The 14418-nt window shown below is 64.2% G+C and carries 13 protein-coding genes; 10 read left to right on the forward strand and 3 right to left on the reverse strand.

Going from position 1 to position 14418, the window contains the following annotated elements; genetic code table 11:
• Positions 1 to 149 precede the first annotated feature (149 nt).
• The 10 genes from A6V37_RS08535 to A6V37_RS08580 all read left to right on the forward strand — a co-directional run bounded on the left by A6V37_RS08535 (position 150) and on the right by A6V37_RS08580 (position 12065).
• Positions 150 to 1028: a sensor histidine kinase gene (locus A6V37_RS08535; RefSeq protein ID WP_064266834.1), complete on the forward strand. Its 879-nt coding sequence runs from the start codon at positions 150 to 152 to the stop codon at positions 1026 to 1028.
• On the forward strand, positions 1025 to 1681 hold the full coding sequence (gene rqpR / locus A6V37_RS08540) for a response regulator transcription factor RqpR (RefSeq protein ID WP_064285915.1): 657 nt from the start codon (positions 1025 to 1027) through the stop codon (positions 1679 to 1681). Before A6V37_RS08535 ends, rqpR begins: the two co-directional genes overlap by 4 nt.
• Before the next feature lie 194 nt (positions 1682 to 1875).
• Positions 1876 to 3267 (forward strand): branched-chain amino acid transporter BcaP, encoded by a 1392-nt coding sequence (bcaP, locus tag A6V37_RS08545; RefSeq protein ID WP_064266836.1) that lies wholly within the window; start codon positions 1876 to 1878, stop codon positions 3265 to 3267.
• 1215 nt (positions 3268 to 4482) lie between these two features.
• On the forward strand, positions 4483 to 5001 hold the full coding sequence (locus A6V37_RS08550) for a (2Fe-2S)-binding protein (protein WP_064266837.1): 519 nt from the start codon (positions 4483 to 4485) through the stop codon (positions 4999 to 5001).
• A gap of 10 nt (positions 5002 to 5011) precedes the next feature.
• Entirely contained in the window at positions 5012 to 7393 is a 2382-nt protein-coding gene (locus tag A6V37_RS08555; protein WP_064266838.1) for a xanthine dehydrogenase family protein molybdopterin-binding subunit, read from the forward strand.
• Between the two features lie 22 nt (positions 7394 to 7415).
• Positions 7416 to 8213, forward strand: coding sequence for an FAD binding domain-containing protein (locus A6V37_RS08560; protein ID WP_064266839.1), 798 nt, complete (start codon positions 7416 to 7418; stop codon positions 8211 to 8213).
• A 141-nt stretch (positions 8214 to 8354) separates the two neighbouring features.
• Positions 8355 to 9242, forward strand: coding sequence for an AAA family ATPase (locus tag A6V37_RS08565; protein WP_064266840.1), 888 nt, complete (start codon positions 8355 to 8357; stop codon positions 9240 to 9242).
• A 5-nt stretch (positions 9243 to 9247) separates the two neighbouring features.
• On the forward strand, positions 9248 to 10483 hold the full coding sequence (locus A6V37_RS08570; protein ID WP_064285916.1) for a vWA domain-containing protein: 1236 nt from the start codon (positions 9248 to 9250) through the stop codon (positions 10481 to 10483).
• Positions 10474 to 11070 carry an SRPBCC family protein gene (locus A6V37_RS08575; RefSeq protein WP_064266842.1) on the forward strand — a complete coding sequence of 199 codons (597 nt, stop codon included), beginning with the start codon at positions 10474 to 10476 and terminating at the stop codon, positions 11068 to 11070. Before A6V37_RS08570 ends, A6V37_RS08575 begins: the two co-directional genes overlap by 10 nt.
• Positions 11043 to 12065, forward strand: a complete 1023-nt coding sequence (locus A6V37_RS08580) for an XdhC family protein (protein WP_064266843.1) — start codon at positions 11043 to 11045, stop codon at positions 12063 to 12065. Before A6V37_RS08575 ends, A6V37_RS08580 begins: the two co-directional genes overlap by 28 nt.
• Before the next feature lie 82 nt (positions 12066 to 12147).
• Here A6V37_RS08580 and A6V37_RS42120 read toward each other — a convergent pair whose 3' ends face one another.
• From A6V37_RS42120 to A6V37_RS08595, 3 genes are all read right to left on the reverse strand, one after another.
• Positions 12148 to 12513: a hypothetical protein gene (locus A6V37_RS42120; protein WP_242665762.1), complete on the reverse strand. Its 366-nt coding sequence runs from the start codon at positions 12511 to 12513 to the stop codon at positions 12148 to 12150.
• Between the two features lie 5 nt (positions 12514 to 12518).
• Positions 12519 to 13385 carry a hypothetical protein gene (locus tag A6V37_RS08590; protein ID WP_064266844.1) on the reverse strand — a complete coding sequence of 289 codons (867 nt, stop codon included), beginning with the start codon at positions 13383 to 13385 and terminating at the stop codon, positions 12519 to 12521.
• A gap of 149 nt (positions 13386 to 13534) precedes the next feature.
• Positions 13535 to 14272: a PepSY-associated TM helix domain-containing protein gene (locus tag A6V37_RS08595; RefSeq protein WP_064266845.1), complete on the reverse strand. Its 738-nt coding sequence runs from the start codon at positions 14270 to 14272 to the stop codon at positions 13535 to 13537.
• Positions 14273 to 14418: the final 146 nt, after the last annotated feature.

Raw genomic sequence — 14418 nt, forward strand, 5'->3', positions numbered from 1 at the left:
CGTTACGTTACAACGTCGCGATCCGCCCGTTGCGTCCTAAGCGCAACGGCCTGCACCTGGAGGCCAGAGACCCACATGCGTTCTTTCGTCTTCGCGCCGCCGATGCGCAGCCGCTCCGCTGTCCACGCTGCTTCCTGAGAAGGCAAGTCATGGATACGTCGACTGTCGTCCCGTTCACCGCTTACACGCCTGCATCACCCGCGTCGCCGGCATGCAACGGATTCGACACGTCCGTAGCGTCCGGGCCCGCCGCGCCGTCCTCGCCGGCTGAGCGCGAACTTGCGCGGCTGCGCGCCCGGGTGCGCGAATTGTCGGCCGAGCTCGTGCAGGCCCAGGAAGCCGCCTGCCGCCATGTGGCGCGTGAACTGCACGACGGCGTGGGCGCCGAGTTGACGGCGACGCGTTTCGCGCTTGCCGGCGTCGAAACCTGGCTGCCTGCCGACGCGCCGCCGCAGTGCGCCGCCGCGCTCGCCGTGGCGAACCGGTCGCTGGATGCCGTGTGCGAGGCGAGCCGTCAGGCCGTCGCGGAACTGCACGCGCCGTCGCTCGAGGCGGGCATTGTCGGGGCGCTGGCCCAGTGGACCGGCGACTTCGCCGCGCGCACCCAATTGCGCACGAGTTTCGTCTGCGCCGCCGACGTCCGCCTCACGCGCCTGCCCACTGAGGCCGCGCTGGCCGTGTTCCGCGTCGCCCAGGAAGCACTGAACAATATTGCGAAGCACGCGAAAGCCGATTCCGCCGACGTGCGGATCGAAACCAGCCGTCGCCACCTCACGCTGCTCGTCGTCGATGACGGGATCGGCGTGCCGCGCAACGCTCGCGCCCGCCGGGGCCATTTCGGCCTGAGCGGCATGCAGGCGCGCTGCGCCGCCTACGACGGCAAGCTGCGCGTGAGCGCGCGGCGCGCCGGCTCGACACGTGGCGACAGCGGCAAGGAATCGCGCGGCACCGCCGTGCGCGCGCGCTTTGCGTGGGACGCGCTGCTGGCGCTCGCGCCCCGTGCCGGACGGCAGGCGGCGCAATCATGAGCCTGCGCATTCTGCTCGCCGACGACCACGCGGTGGTTCGTCAGGGCGTCCGACAATTGCTGCTCGACCGCGGCGTGGCGCGCGAAGTCGCCGAGGCGCAAAGCGGCATCGAAGCGCTGGACGCCGTCGTGCACCGCATCTACGACGTGGTGCTGCTCGACATTTCGCTGCCCGACATGAACGGCGTGGAGGTCCTCAAACGCCTGAAGCGCAAGGCGCCGCGCGTGGCCGTGCTGATGTTCTCGATGTACCGCGAGGATCAATACGCAGTACGCGCATTGAAGGCGGGTGCCTCCGGCTACCTGTCGAAAACCGTCGATGCCGCCCAGATGATCGGCGCGATCCAGCAGGTCGCGGCGGGGCGCAAATACGTGAGCCCGGCAATGGCCGAAGCGCTGGCCGACTACGTCTCCTTCGACGGCGAGCAATTGCCGCACGAAAAACTCTCCGATCGCGAATACCAGACGCTATGCATGCTCGCCTCGGGCAAGCGGCTGACGGATATCGCCGCCGCGCTTTCGCTGTCGGTGAAAACGGTTAGCGTGTACCGCACCCGGCTGCTCGAGAAAATGAAACTGCGCAATAACGCCGAACTGACGTTTTATGTGATGAGCAACCGGCTCATCGATCTGAATCCGGCGATGGCGGGCTGACACGCTCTCACGGCCAGGGTGCGCCCGGTCGGCCACTACGCCGCCCGCACGCGGTTTGGCTGGCATGTCCGGCCCCGCGCGTGTGCCGAAAATACGACGTCCCAAAAAGGTGCAAATACGGGCATCCGTTAAAATCGAGGGTTTCCCCCGACATTCGGCGCGCAACACGCGTGCACTACTGGAGACCCCCGCCAATGTCCCTGTTTCGCAAGAAGAGCGTCGAGCACATGATCGCGGCAAGCGCTCAGAACGCCGGCCTGAAGAAAGCGCTCGGCGCGCTCGACCTGACTTTCCTCGGCGTCGGTGCCATTATCGGCACGGGTATTTTCGTGCTGACCGGCACGGGCGCCGTGCAAGCCGGCCCGGCGCTGATGATTTCGTTCCTGATCGCGGCCGTCGCATGCGGCTTCGCCGCCCTCGCGTACGCCGAATTCGCGTCGACGATTCCGGTGGCGGGGTCGATCTACACATACTCGTACGCGACGCTGGGCGAATTGGCCGCGTGGATTATCGGTTGGGACCTGATGCTCGAGTATGGGCTGGCCACCTCGGCGGTGTCGGTGGGCTGGTCGGGTTATCTGCAATCGCTGCTGTCGGGCTTTGGCGTGTCATTGCCGGTTGCGTTGACGGCCGCGCCGGGCGCCTTGCCGGGCCATGAGACGCTCTTCAACCTGCCCGCCTTCCTCGTGATGATGGCGATCACCGCGCTGTTGTCGGTCGGCGTGCGCGAATCGGCGCGGATCAACAACATCATGGTGGCGATCAAGGTGGTCGTGGTGCTGCTGGTAATCGGCGTGGGTGTTTTTCACGTGACGCCGGCCAATTGGCATCCGTTCATGCCGAATGGCTGGAATGGCGTGTTCGGCGCGGCGGCGGTGATGTTCTTCGCGTTTATCGGCTTCGATTCGGTGTCGTCCGCGGCGGAAGAGGTGAAGAATCCGAAGCGCGATCTGCCGATCGGGATCATCGCGTCGCTGGGCGTGTGCGCGGTGTTGTACGTGGCGGTGGCTGCGGTGGTGACCGGCATCGTGCCGTCGGCGCAGTTCGCGAATATTTCGCACCCGGTGTCGTACGCGTTGCAGGTGGCGGGTCAGCCGTGGGTGGCGGGCTTTATCGACCTGGGCGCCGTGCTGGGCATGTTGACGGTGATTCTGGTGATGGCTTATGGCCAGACGCGGGTGATTTTCGCCATGTCGCGCGACGGGTTGTTGCCTGCGCGGCTTTCGAAGGTGCATCCGCGGTTTGCTACGCCGTTTTTTACCACCTGGCTCGTCGGGATTTTCTTTGGGTTGATTGGGGCGCTGGTGCCGTTGAATGTGCTCGCTGAGCTGATCAATATCGGTACGTTGGCCGCGTTTTCGATGGTGTCGATTGCGGTTCTGGTTTTGCGGAAAACGCATCCGGAGTTGCCGCGGGCGTTTCGGTGTCCTGGGGTGCCGGTTCTGCCTGTTCTGGCTGTCGCTTCCTGTCTGTTTTTGATGGTCAATCTTCAGGCTGTGACGTGGGTCGCGTTTGTTGTTTGGTTGCTTATCGGCATGGTTATCTATTTCGGATATTCGCGGCGGCATTCCAAGTTGAGTAAGTGATTGCGGTTTTTTTGCCTGTGCGGCGCTTTGGGTGTGATCTTTGCGGTGTTGGCCTCTCCTCAAGGTTAAGGTGGTTCACTACTGGCTGTGATCTTATGGCGTTGGCCTTTCCTTGAATTCACGGTGGTCTATTGGTGTTGCCCCTGTGCGGGGCGGCACCTACTTTCTTTGCCGCGGCAAAGAAAGTAGGCAAAGAAAGCCGCTTCACACCGCAAATTCTTAAGCGGGGCCCCTGGCTCGGAGAGGGTAGCGGTGCATCTGGAATCCGTGCCCTCGCACACTCCGCGTTCGTGACAAGGCAGTCATACTTCCGGCGGCGCTTCGCGCGCCGCAGCGGTACTTCATTAAGCCGTTCGCCACTTCTCCCGCCCGCAATACTTCATCAAACCGCTCGCCGCTCTCCGCGCCCGCAGTACTTCATCAAACCGCTCGCCGCCCCCCGCGCCCGCGGTACTTTATCGGACTGCTGGCCCTTCTTTTTCTGGCGATCTTGATCAACGCGTAGGCGTTTCTTGTGCAAAGCGGCACCGCTGAAACTTCCCTCCACCTTCCTTGCGCGGCTACGCGCTGACACACCGCCGGCCTTGTCATTTGCCGGTACCGCTGCGCAAACCAGTAACTGTTTCGTCGCCTCGCCGAGGCGAAGCCGACGGCCCCCACCAAGCGGAACCGAAGCCATTGGCTTTGAAGCGGACCCTTCCGGCGAGCGCGTAGCGCGAAGCGGGAAGAATGACTGCCTTGTCACCGGTGCCGAATGTGCGAAGGCACGGATTCCAGATGCACCACTACCCCCTCCAAGCCAGGGGACCCGCTTAAGAATTAGCGGTGGGAGGCCGCTTTCTTTGCCTACTTTCTTTGCGGCATGCAAAGAAAGTAGGTGTGCCCGCACAGGGGCAACGCCAATAGACCACCGCGAATACAAGGAAAGGCCAACACCCAAAGATCACACCCAACCAGGCGCCCCGCGCAAAAAAACCCCTCATAGCGCCCCGCCCCAATTTGTGCTTTACTTTTCGGCAGCCCCATAAGAAACAAGAAAGAAGGAAAGAACGAAGGAAGCAAAAACCGGCAATCCCCCATCGGACCCTACGAACACGCATCAACAGGCACCACGACAGACAAGCAAACCCAAAGGTCCGGTCTCACCCCATAACATTGTATGGGACCGGAGTAAGCGCTAAAGCGCCAACTCCGGTCGACACAGGAGACAACTTCATGGCGATCAGCATCAGTCTGACGGTGAACGGCGCGCCCATCAGCGCCTCAATCGACCCTGGCACCCTGCTTGTCCAGTTCCTCCGCGAGCAACTCCGTCTCACCGGCACCCACGTCGGCTGCGACACTGCCCAGTGCGGCGCCTGCACCGTCCACCTGAACGGACGCGCGATCAAATCCTGCAACATCCTCGCCGTGCAAGCGGAAGGCGCGGAAATCACCACGATCGAAGGCCTCGCCCAGAACGGCGCGCTCCACCCCATGCAAGCGGCCTTCAAACACTGCCACGGCCTGCAGTGCGGCTTCTGTACGCCCGGCATGGTCATGAGCGCGGTCGCACTGGTCCAGCGTCAGCCCAGCCTCACCGGCGACGACGTGCGCGCCCAGCTCGACGGCAACCTGTGCCGCTGCACCGGCTACCACAACATCGTCAAAGCCGTCCTCGAGGGCGCCGAAGGCATGAAGTCCGCCGGCTCGGCCAATGCCGCCGCGAACGCCAACGCACCCGCCACCGCCTGAGGAGCTGACCATGAACGCACCGGAAACACATGGGCTGATCGGCGCCTCCGTCGAACGTAAGGAAGACTATCGGTTCCTGACCGGCAACGGTCAGTACACCGACGACATCATCCTGCCCCTGCAAACCTACGCCGTGTTCCTGCGCTCGCCGCACGCGCACGCGAAGATCAACAGCATCGACACCACCGCGGCTAAACAGTCGCCCGGCGTGGTCGCGATCTTCACGGGCGCGGATATGGCCGCTGAAAACGTCGGCGGCCTGCCATGCGGCTGGCTGATTCACAGCATCGACGGCAAGCCGATGAACGAGCCGCCGCATCCGATCATTGCGCATACGAAAGCGCGCCACGTCGGCGATCAGGTCGCGCTCGTCATCGCCGATTCGATCAAGGCCGCGAAAGATGCCGCGGAATTGATCGACGTCGACTACGACGTGCTGCCTGCCGTGGTCGACACCGCGCATGCCGCCGACGCGGGCCAGGCCGCCGTCCACGACGAAGTGCCGGACAACGTCTGCTACAACTGGGGCCACGGCGATAAAGCCGCCACCGACGCCGCCTTCGCCAAAGCCGCACACGTCACCACGCTCGACATCGTCAACAATCGCCTGATCCCGAACGCCATCGAGCCGCGCGCGGTCAACGCGAGCTACTCCACGCAGGACGACAGCTACACGCTCTACGTCGCGAATCAGAATCCGCACGTGGAGCGCCTGCTGATGGCCGCGTTCGTGCTGTCGCTGCCGGAATCGAAACTGCGCGTGATCGCGCCGGATGTGGGCGGCGGCTTCGGCTCGAAGATCTTCCTGTACGCCGAAGATGTCGCGCTCACCTGGGCTGCGAAGAAAATCCGCCGGCCGGTCAAATGGACTGCGGAGCGATCGGAAGCGTTCGTCTCCGACGCGCACGGGCGCGACCACGTGACCAAGGCTGAACTGGCGATGGACGCGGACGGCAAGTTCCTCGCCATGCGCATCCATACGATCGCCAACATGGGCGCGTATCTGTCCACGTTCGCCTCGAGCGTGCCGACCATTCTGTACGCCACGCTGCTCGCGGGGCAGTACGCCACGCCGGCGATTTACGCGGAGGTGAAGGCCGTCTTCACCAATACCGTCCCTGTCGATGCCTATCGCGGCGCAGGCCGTCCCGAAGCGACCTATGTCGTGGAGCGTCTGGTCGAAACCGCCGCGAAAGAAATGAAGCTCGATCCGGCAGAGATACGCCGCCGCAACTTCATCCGCTCGTTCCCGTACGCGACGCCGGTCGGCCTCACCTACGACACCGGCGACTACGACACCATCCTCGCCCGCTCGCTCGAACTCGCCGACGTCAAAGGCTTCCCCGCACGCAGACAGGAATCCGAAAGGAATGGCAAGCTACGCGGCCTCGGCTATTCGTGCTACATCGAAGCGTGCGGTCTCGCTCCGTCGAATATAGCGGGCGCGCTGGGCGCGCGTGCCGGCCTCTTCGAAGTCGGCCAGATTCGCGTGCATCCCACCGGCTCGGTCACCGTGTTCACGGGCTCTCATAGTCACGGACAGGGGCATGAGACGACCTTCGCGCAGGTGGTTGCCGACCGGCTCGGCATCCCGCTGGAAAGCGTCGAGATCGTGCACGGCGACACCGGCCGCATTCCGTTCGGCATGGGCACATATGGCTCGCGCTCGATCGCAGTGGGCGGATCGGCAATCATGAAGGCGCTCGACAAGGTCGAAGCCAAGGCGAAGAAAATCGCCGCGCATCTGCTCGAAGCGGCAGCGGAGGACATCGAGTTCAAGGACGGCGTGTTCCGCGTCGCGGGCACCGACCGCACCAAGGCGTTCGCCGAGATTTCGCTGGCCGCCTACGTGCCACACAACTATCCGCTCGACGTGCTCGAACCCGGTCTCGAAGAAAGCGCGTTTTACGATCCGTCCAACTTCACCTACCCGTCCGGCGCCTATATCTGCGAAGTCGAAGTCGATCCCGAGACGGGCGTGAGCCGCATCCAGCAGTTCACCGCGGTCGACGATTTCGGAAACGTGATCAATCCGATGATCGTCGAAGGCCAGGTGCACGGCGGGCTCGCTCAGGGCATCGGCCAGGCCATGCTGGAACGCTGCGTGTACGACAACGAGAGCGGCCAGTTGCTCTCCGGCTCGTACATGGACTACGCCATGCCGCATGCGTCCGACCTGCCGAACTTCACCGTCGAAACCGTGAAGGGCACGCCATGCACGCACAATCCGCTCGGCGTCAAAGGCTGCGGCGAAGCGGGCGCGATCGGCTCTCCACCAGCGGTGATCAACGCGATTCTCGACGCGCTCACGCCGCTCGGTGTGACCGACCTGCAAATGCCGGCCACGCCGCATCGCGTGTGGTCCGCGATTCGCGCCACCAAACAACCCTGAGATCCTGAGCGGAGCATTCGACATGTATTCATTCGAGTATCAACGCGCGACGGATCCGAAAGCGGCCGCCGCCCTCCTCACCGCCGACAGCGACGCCAAGTTTCTGGCCGGTGGTCAAAGCCTCCTGCCCACCATGCGGCTGCGTCTCGCGCAGCCGTCGCAACTGGTCGACGTGACGCGTATTCCCGCGCTCAAAACGATCACTGTCGATGCGAAAACCGTGACGATCGGCGCCGCCGTATGTCATGCCGACGTCGCGGAGCACGCGGAACTGCGGCGCGTGTTGCCTGGGCTGGCGGAGCTGGCCGGCAACATCGGCGATCGCCAGGTGCGTGCGCTCGGCACGATCGGCGGCTCGCTTGCCAATAACGATCCCGCTGCCTGCTATCCGTCGGCGGCCCTGGCGTTGGATGCCACCATCGTCACGGACAGGCGGCGCATTGCGTCGGACGATTTCTTCGTCGGCATGTACGAGACGGCCTTGGCGCCCGACGAGTTGATCGTCGCCGTCGAGTTTCCGGTGCCCGAGCGCGCGGCGTACGAGAAGTTTCTCAATCCCGCTTCGCACTTTGCGCTGGTCGGCGTGTTCGTCGCGAAGTTCGCAGGCGGCGTGCGCGTTGCGGTGACGGGGGCGGCGTCGTCGGTGTTTCGCGTGCCGGGACTGGAGAACGCGCTATCGGCGAATTTCACGCCCGCGGCTGCTCGCACCGTGACCGTGCCGGCGGCCGACCTGAACGCCGACATGCATGCGAGCGCCGAGTATCGCGCGCATCTGATTCCGGTGCTGGCCGCGCGCGCGGTGACGAAGGCAAGCGCTTAGCGATCCTTGCTGGTCGCGGCTGAAGTGTCCTGCTCAAATGCAGGCACGTCAGCCGCATTCGCGCACGTTTGCGAATGCCGCTTCGCGCTTCATGAGCACCGCTTCATTGGTACCGCCTCACAGCGAAGATCCATGAACACCATGCAGCCCGCTTCAATCGACGACACCCTCGCACAACTCGCGGCCCAAAGCTATTTCGCGAGCCGCGAGCTTGCGACCGCGCTCTATCTCGCGCTGCGCATGGAGCGTCCGCTGTTCGTCGAAGGTGAGCCGGGCGTCGGCAAGACCGAGCTCGCCAAGGCCGCAGCCGGGATGCTCGGCACGTCGATGCTGCGCCTGCAATGTTATGAAGGCCTTGACACGGCGAGCGCGCTTTACGAGTGGGACTATCCGCGGCAGATCATGGCATTGCGTCTCGCCGAAGCCGCCGGTGAACGCCCCGATAACGACACCTTGTATCGCGGCGAATTCCTGCTGAAGCGTCCATTGCTGCAGGCGCTGATGCCGGACGAACATCACCCGGGCGCACGGCGGGTGTTGCTGATCGACGAGATCGACCGCGCCGACGAACCGTTCGAAGCCTTTCTGCTCGAACTGCTTTCGGACTTCCAGGTATCGATTCCCGAATACGGCACGGTTCGCGCGGCGCAGCCGCCGCTGGTCGTGATGACCTCGAACCGCACGCGTGAAGTACACGATGCATTGAAACGCCGTTGCCTGTATCAATGGATCGGCTATCCCGAGCGCGAGCGCGAACTGGAAATCGTCGCGGCGCGCGCACCGCAAACGTCGGCGGAATTGCAGCGGCGGGCGGTCGACTTCGTGCACCGGCTGCGCGGCATGGACCTGTTCAAGGCGCCGGGCATTGCCGAAACGATCGACTGGTGCCGCGCGCTGGAAGCCCTGTCGGTGACCGAACTCGATCCGCAATCGGTGCAGAACACGCTCGGCGTGCTCCTCAAGTACCAGGACGATCTGGCGCGCGTCGACGCCACGCAGATCGCGCAGTGTCTCGCCGCGCCAGGATAGTCAGCATGACGAACCCAATCGACGATACGCCTACGCTTGCCCGGAACGTGGTCCATTTCGTCCGTGTGCTGCGCGGCGCGGGGTTGCCGATGTCGCCTGCGCAAGCCGTCGATGCGCTCGCGGCGCTGCACTGGATCGACCTCGCCCGCCGCGACGACGTGCGTGCGGCGCTCGCCGCATCGCTGGTGTCGGCGCCCGACGAGCGCGAGCTCTTCAATGCCGCGTTCGACCTGTTCTGGCGCGATCCCGATTGGGAAGGCAAGCTGCGCGCGCTGCTGCTGCCGAAGGTCCGCGACGGCCTGCCGCCGCCCAAACGCAATAACCGTCTCGCCGACGCGCTGGCCGTGCGCGCGCCCCACTCGCCGCACAACAAGACGCAGCAGGAGACCGAACAGCACGAGTTGCACGCGCAGCTCACCTTCAGCGCAGAGGAGCGGCTGCGGCATCGCGATTTCGACACGCTTTCCGCAGATGAATGGCGCACCTTGCGTCACCTGATTCGCGGCCAGCGACTGCCGCTCGCCACCGAGCCGACGCGCCGTCTGAAAGCCGCTTCGCACGGCACGCATGCGGACTTGCGCGCGAGCGCCCGCCACGACGTGCGCGCGGGCGGCGACTGGATGGTGTGGAAATATCGCGCGGTGGTCGAACGCAAACCACCGCTCGTGCTGCTGCTCGACATCTCCGGTTCGATGAGCAGCTATTCGCGCGCGGTGCTGTATTTCTGCCACGCGCTCCTGCAATCGCGCGAGCGTCTGCAGGTGTTTCTGTTCGGCACGCGCCTCACCAACGCGACGCGTGCGCTGCGCGAGCGTGATCCGGACGTGGCGGTGGCGACACTTGCCGAGCAGGTGGTGGACTGGTCGGGCGGCACGCGGATCGGTGCGGCGCTCGCTGAATTCAACCGCCGGTGGGCACGGCGCGTGCTGACCGGACGGGCAACGGTGCTGCTCGTCACCGACGGCCTCGACCACGAGGCGATCCACGTCCTCGACACCGAGATGGCCCGGCTGCACCGCTTTGCCCACCGCATCGTATGGCTCAATCCGCTGCTGCGTTTCAGCGGTTTTTCTCCGAAAGCGCGCGGCGTGCAGGCGATCCTGCCGCATGTCGATGCGCATCGTCCGGTTCATAATCTAGACAGCCTGACGGCGTTCGGCCACGACCTCGCGCAACTCACGCGCGCGCCGCGTCGCGGCGCCGGCGTCACGGCACCTGCAGGAGCGACATCATGGAATTGACCGAAACCCATACGCTGCCGGTTCCGCAGCAGCGTGCATGGGACGCGCTGAACGACACGGAGATTCTGCGGGCCTGCATTCCGGGCTGCGAAAGCATTGACCCGGACGGCGAGAATGCCTATCTGGTGGCGCTGAGCGCCGCGGTCGGCCCGGTCAAAGCGCGCTTCAAGGGGCGCATGCAGCTGACCGACATCGACGCGCCGAACTCCTACAACATCGTGTTCGAGGGCCAGGGCGGCGCGGCGGGCTTCGCCAAGGGCAGCGCCCATGTTTCGCTCGACGCCGACGGCGACGCCGCCACGAAGCTGAGCTACACGGCGAGCGCGCAGGTGGGCGGCAAGCTCGCGCAGATCGGCTCGCGGCTAATTGATGGTGCCGCGCGCAAGATCGCAGGCGAGTTTTTCAAGCGCTTCGGGGCCCAGTTCGGCGGCGACGCCGATAGCGCGGCGGCCGCGGATGAGGAGCTGCCTGCAGCCGATGACGGAACCGGCGACAATACGGGATCGAATGAGGCTGCGGACGGCGAGTCCGGCGGCGACGGACAGAAAAGGAAGAAATCATGGACAGCGTGGATCTCGAAGTTCTGAAGTCCAGCGCACGTTGGCTGGAGGAAGGACATCGCGCGCTACTGGTTACGGTGGTCAAGACATGGGGCTCGTCGCCGCGTCCCGAGGGCGCAATGCTTGCCGTGCGCGACGACGGGCTGGTGGTGGGTTCGGTATCGGGCGGCTGCATCGAAGACGATCTGATCGACCGCGTTCGGCAAAGAGGGATCGAGCAGACGCACCCGGAGTCCGTCAAATACGGCATCACGGCGGAGGAGGCGCATCGCTTCGGCCTGCCGTGCGGCGGAACGATCCAGCTGGTGCTCGAGCCGTTGACGCCGCAAAGCGGCATCGCCGAGTTGTGCCGCGCGGTGGAAGACGGGCGCCTCGTGGCCCGCGAAGTCGATATGACAAGCGGCATGGTGCGCCTCGATGACGCGCAGGCAACCGACGGCGTGCATTTCGACGGCGAGCGTCTGCTGACGATACACGGGCCGCGCTACCGCATGCTCGTCATCGGCGCGGGGCAATTGTCGCGCTATCTGTGCCAGATTGCCGTGGGGCTCGACTATCAGGTTACCGTGTGCGATCCGCGCGAGGAGTACACCGAAGAGTGGAATATTCCCGGCACGAAGATCGTGCGGACCATGCCGGACGATACCGTGATGGAAATGAAACTCGACGAGCGCTGCGCGGTGATCGCGCTGACCCACGATCCGAAGCTCGACGATCTCGCGCTGATGGAGGCGCTGAAGACGCCGGCGTTTTATGTCGGCGCTCTGGGTTCACGAAGGAATAACCAGGCGCGGCGCGAGCGTCTGAAGGAGTTCGATCTGGACGATATCGAACTTGCCCGGCTGCATGGGCCCGTGGGGATTTATATCGGCAGCCGGACGCCGCCAGAGATCGCCGTGTCCATTCTTGCCGAGGTGACGGCCGCGAAGAACGGGGTTTCCTTGCCGACGTTGCTGCAGGTGGAAGGCGCGAAGGCCGCGCGGGAGATTGCCGCTTCGGGCGGGGCGGTTTGCGGCGTTTAACCTGAGGTTTGGCCTGCACGGGCACGGCAGCGCGTTTCGGAGCGCCGCCACCCAGTGGCCATGCAATGCACAGTGAAGTGTATTAGCCGTTCGTCCCGATCTTCAGCGAGTCGAATTCCACGGCGAGTTCCGCCCCCAAGGTGGAATACAGACAGGCGACATTCGCCCCACGCCGAGCCGAAAGGCGCTCCCCCTGGTTCAGCTCAGCCGTCACTCGCGCAAAATCTTTGTCGGTCGGCGTCAGGAGCCTGAGGCTGTACACAATATTCAACAGGCCGAACCGGCCAAGATGAAAGCACGTCACGCCCTCGAAGGTCACGGTCGCCCGCCTATGGCCAAGGTAGAGCCCAAGCTTAAGCGCGCGGGGCTCCTCATTGGGGCCGACCGCAACAGTATCGAAATACCAGTCGTGAAAATGACCCCATTCGTCCAGTGCTGTCGCATCCATCTCGTTTACCAAGGAAGTAGTGATACCGGCGCACCCTCATCGCGGTAAGTCCCCTCCCAATTGTGCGCATGAGGGTTCGGGTTACCGTGATGAGCCTCGAAGTCGATGTCCGTCAACGGCGTTCCATTGAGGCCGTATTGGCGCAATTGCCGCATCGATCCGGGCATGCTCGATGCCCACGAGCCAGGTGTTCCATTGAATGGCATGCCGGCAATCTGCTCCGCGTCGGCGTTCGGCAAGTCGTCTACATACACAAACGGCTGCGCATCAGCCAGCGACGTCGAGGCGTCGTCGCAGACGAAAGCGTCGGTGTCGGCCACCGCTCCGTCGCCCGCGGGGGCAGCGTCCGTGTCGTCTCCGCCCTGCACCGCTCTGGCAATCGTCTCGGCCGCGACGCTCACCGCGTTCATGCTGTCCCACTGCATTGTTGAACTGGCCGAGCGGGCGACACCCCCACCGCTCGAAGACGGCCAGCGCAGCGGCGCGGGCGTCGGAGAGAATGTTCTCGGCATCAGGCGATAATCGCGATTGACGACCGGCACCAGTTTGCCATCCGAAACGGCCTGCTTGAGTGCGCGCTCGATCCCGGCATTGTCGGACGGCAGGTTCCAGTGCGCGACGTTCAGGTGATCGCTCAGAAAACGCTGAATTTCCTGCAGAGCATGTCCGCCGGTGATGGTGCGCAAATCGTAGTCAGGCCGGAAGTAATGTCCAAAGGCTCGTTCATCCTCTTCGCGCTGCCGGTCGCGCCGCGACCATTGGCGATGCCGTGCCTGCTCCTCGTAGTCACGGCACAGCATGAGCATGCATTCCCACGTGCCCATGTCGAGTGGCACCGTCAGGCTGTTGTAGCTGGAGTAGCTGTAACTCATGCATGTAGGCACCATTCAAAGCCGGGAAAGGCATCTTAGCGCTACGACAAGACTGCGAAGGTGGCGTGGGAGAAATTCGACCTTTTATGACACAGACGACCTGGCGGGTTAAAACGGGCCTCCTGTCTTTGAAACGGCGCAAATCCCGCTTACATCAGCCCGCACACCACGGCGGCGATCACCGACCCGCCCACCAGCACCACGCCCACCATGCGGCGTTTATTCAGCTCGGTCCACAGCAGGACACCGGTTAGCGAGAGCAGGATCAAGCTGCCGGCAATCGTATCGATCAGCAGCACCCAGCCGACGCTCAAGCCCACGCCCTTGTGCAGGTTGTTCATGGTCGCGAGAAACGAGTTCTGCGTGCGTTTCACCGCGACGAAGCTATTGCCCACCCAGTACTCGGCCTGCACGCTCTGCGACGGTCCCATGATGGCGACCTGCCAGAACTCCGGCTGCATCGTACTGCGATCGCCCCATGCCACCGGATGCGCGGGCTCGCGCTTTGCCCGGCCCGGCTTCCCGTCGATCTTCAACTCGTGCTTGAGCCACTGCGCCAAGTCCTTCGGCGAACTCAGCGGCTTTTGCGGCAACGCAATCTGCATTTCCTCGACCTGCGGCTCGCCCGTGGACACCTTCAACGGGCCGGCGCGGTGGTTCAGCAGAAAGCCGGTCACACCGAACATCAAACCTAACACCGCGCCCCACAGGCCGACCCAGCCATGCACCTTGCGCAGCCACTTGATGAAATTCGCGCGCCGCGAACGCTGGCGCCGCGCCGCCTGTTCGGCGTCGTCCATCGATTGATAGCCGCGCTCCGGCGTGGGTGCCATACCTGGCGTAGCGCCGGCGGCAGGTTTCAGGTCGATCGTGTCGGGCGCGTTCACATCCAGGCTCCAGGCGCAGCGGTTAATCCGCCGCCGGCGCACGGCGGCGAAGCGCGCGCTTAACCAGCAGCGGTCAATGAAGTTATCGAACGGAAGAGCCGGACGGCCCGGCTTGCGGTCCGTGGCGTCCGGCGGAGAGGCTGGCT

The sequence above is a fragment of the Paraburkholderia ginsengiterrae genome (assembly GCF_001645125.1).
In the GTDB taxonomy this organism is placed as follows: domain Bacteria; phylum Pseudomonadota; class Gammaproteobacteria; order Burkholderiales; family Burkholderiaceae; genus Paraburkholderia; species Paraburkholderia ginsengiterrae.

What these genes read in the sequence shown, in the direction of transcription:
- A6V37_RS08555 (WP_064266838.1), top strand. Translation starts at nt 5,012, where the DNA reads ATGAACGCACCGGAAACACATGGGCTGATCGGCGCCTCCGTCGAACGT.
- bcaP (WP_064266836.1), top strand. Translation starts at nt 1,876, where the DNA reads ATGTCCCTGTTTCGCAAGAAGAGCGTCGAGCACATGATCGCGGCAAGC.
- A6V37_RS08590 (WP_064266844.1), bottom strand. Translation starts at nt 13,385, where the DNA reads ATGAGTTACAGCTACTCCAGCTACAACAGCCTGACGGTGCCACTCGAC.
- A6V37_RS08575 (WP_064266842.1), top strand. Translation starts at nt 10,474, where the DNA reads ATGGAATTGACCGAAACCCATACGCTGCCGGTTCCGCAGCAGCGTGCA.
- A6V37_RS08535 (WP_064266834.1), top strand. Translation starts at nt 150, where the DNA reads ATGGATACGTCGACTGTCGTCCCGTTCACCGCTTACACGCCTGCATCA.
- A6V37_RS08570 (WP_064285916.1), top strand. Translation starts at nt 9,248, where the DNA reads ATGACGAACCCAATCGACGATACGCCTACGCTTGCCCGGAACGTGGTC.
- rqpR (WP_064285915.1), top strand. Translation starts at nt 1,025, where the DNA reads ATGAGCCTGCGCATTCTGCTCGCCGACGACCACGCGGTGGTTCGTCAG.
- A6V37_RS42120 (WP_242665762.1), bottom strand. Translation starts at nt 12,513, where the DNA reads ATGGATGCGACAGCACTGGACGAATGGGGTCATTTTCACGACTGGTAT.
- A6V37_RS08580 (WP_064266843.1), top strand. Translation starts at nt 11,043, where the DNA reads ATGGACAGCGTGGATCTCGAAGTTCTGAAGTCCAGCGCACGTTGGCTG.
- A6V37_RS08550 (WP_064266837.1), top strand. Translation starts at nt 4,483, where the DNA reads ATGGCGATCAGCATCAGTCTGACGGTGAACGGCGCGCCCATCAGCGCC.
- A6V37_RS08565 (WP_064266840.1), top strand. Translation starts at nt 8,355, where the DNA reads ATGCAGCCCGCTTCAATCGACGACACCCTCGCACAACTCGCGGCCCAA.
- A6V37_RS08560 (WP_064266839.1), top strand. Translation starts at nt 7,416, where the DNA reads ATGTATTCATTCGAGTATCAACGCGCGACGGATCCGAAAGCGGCCGCC.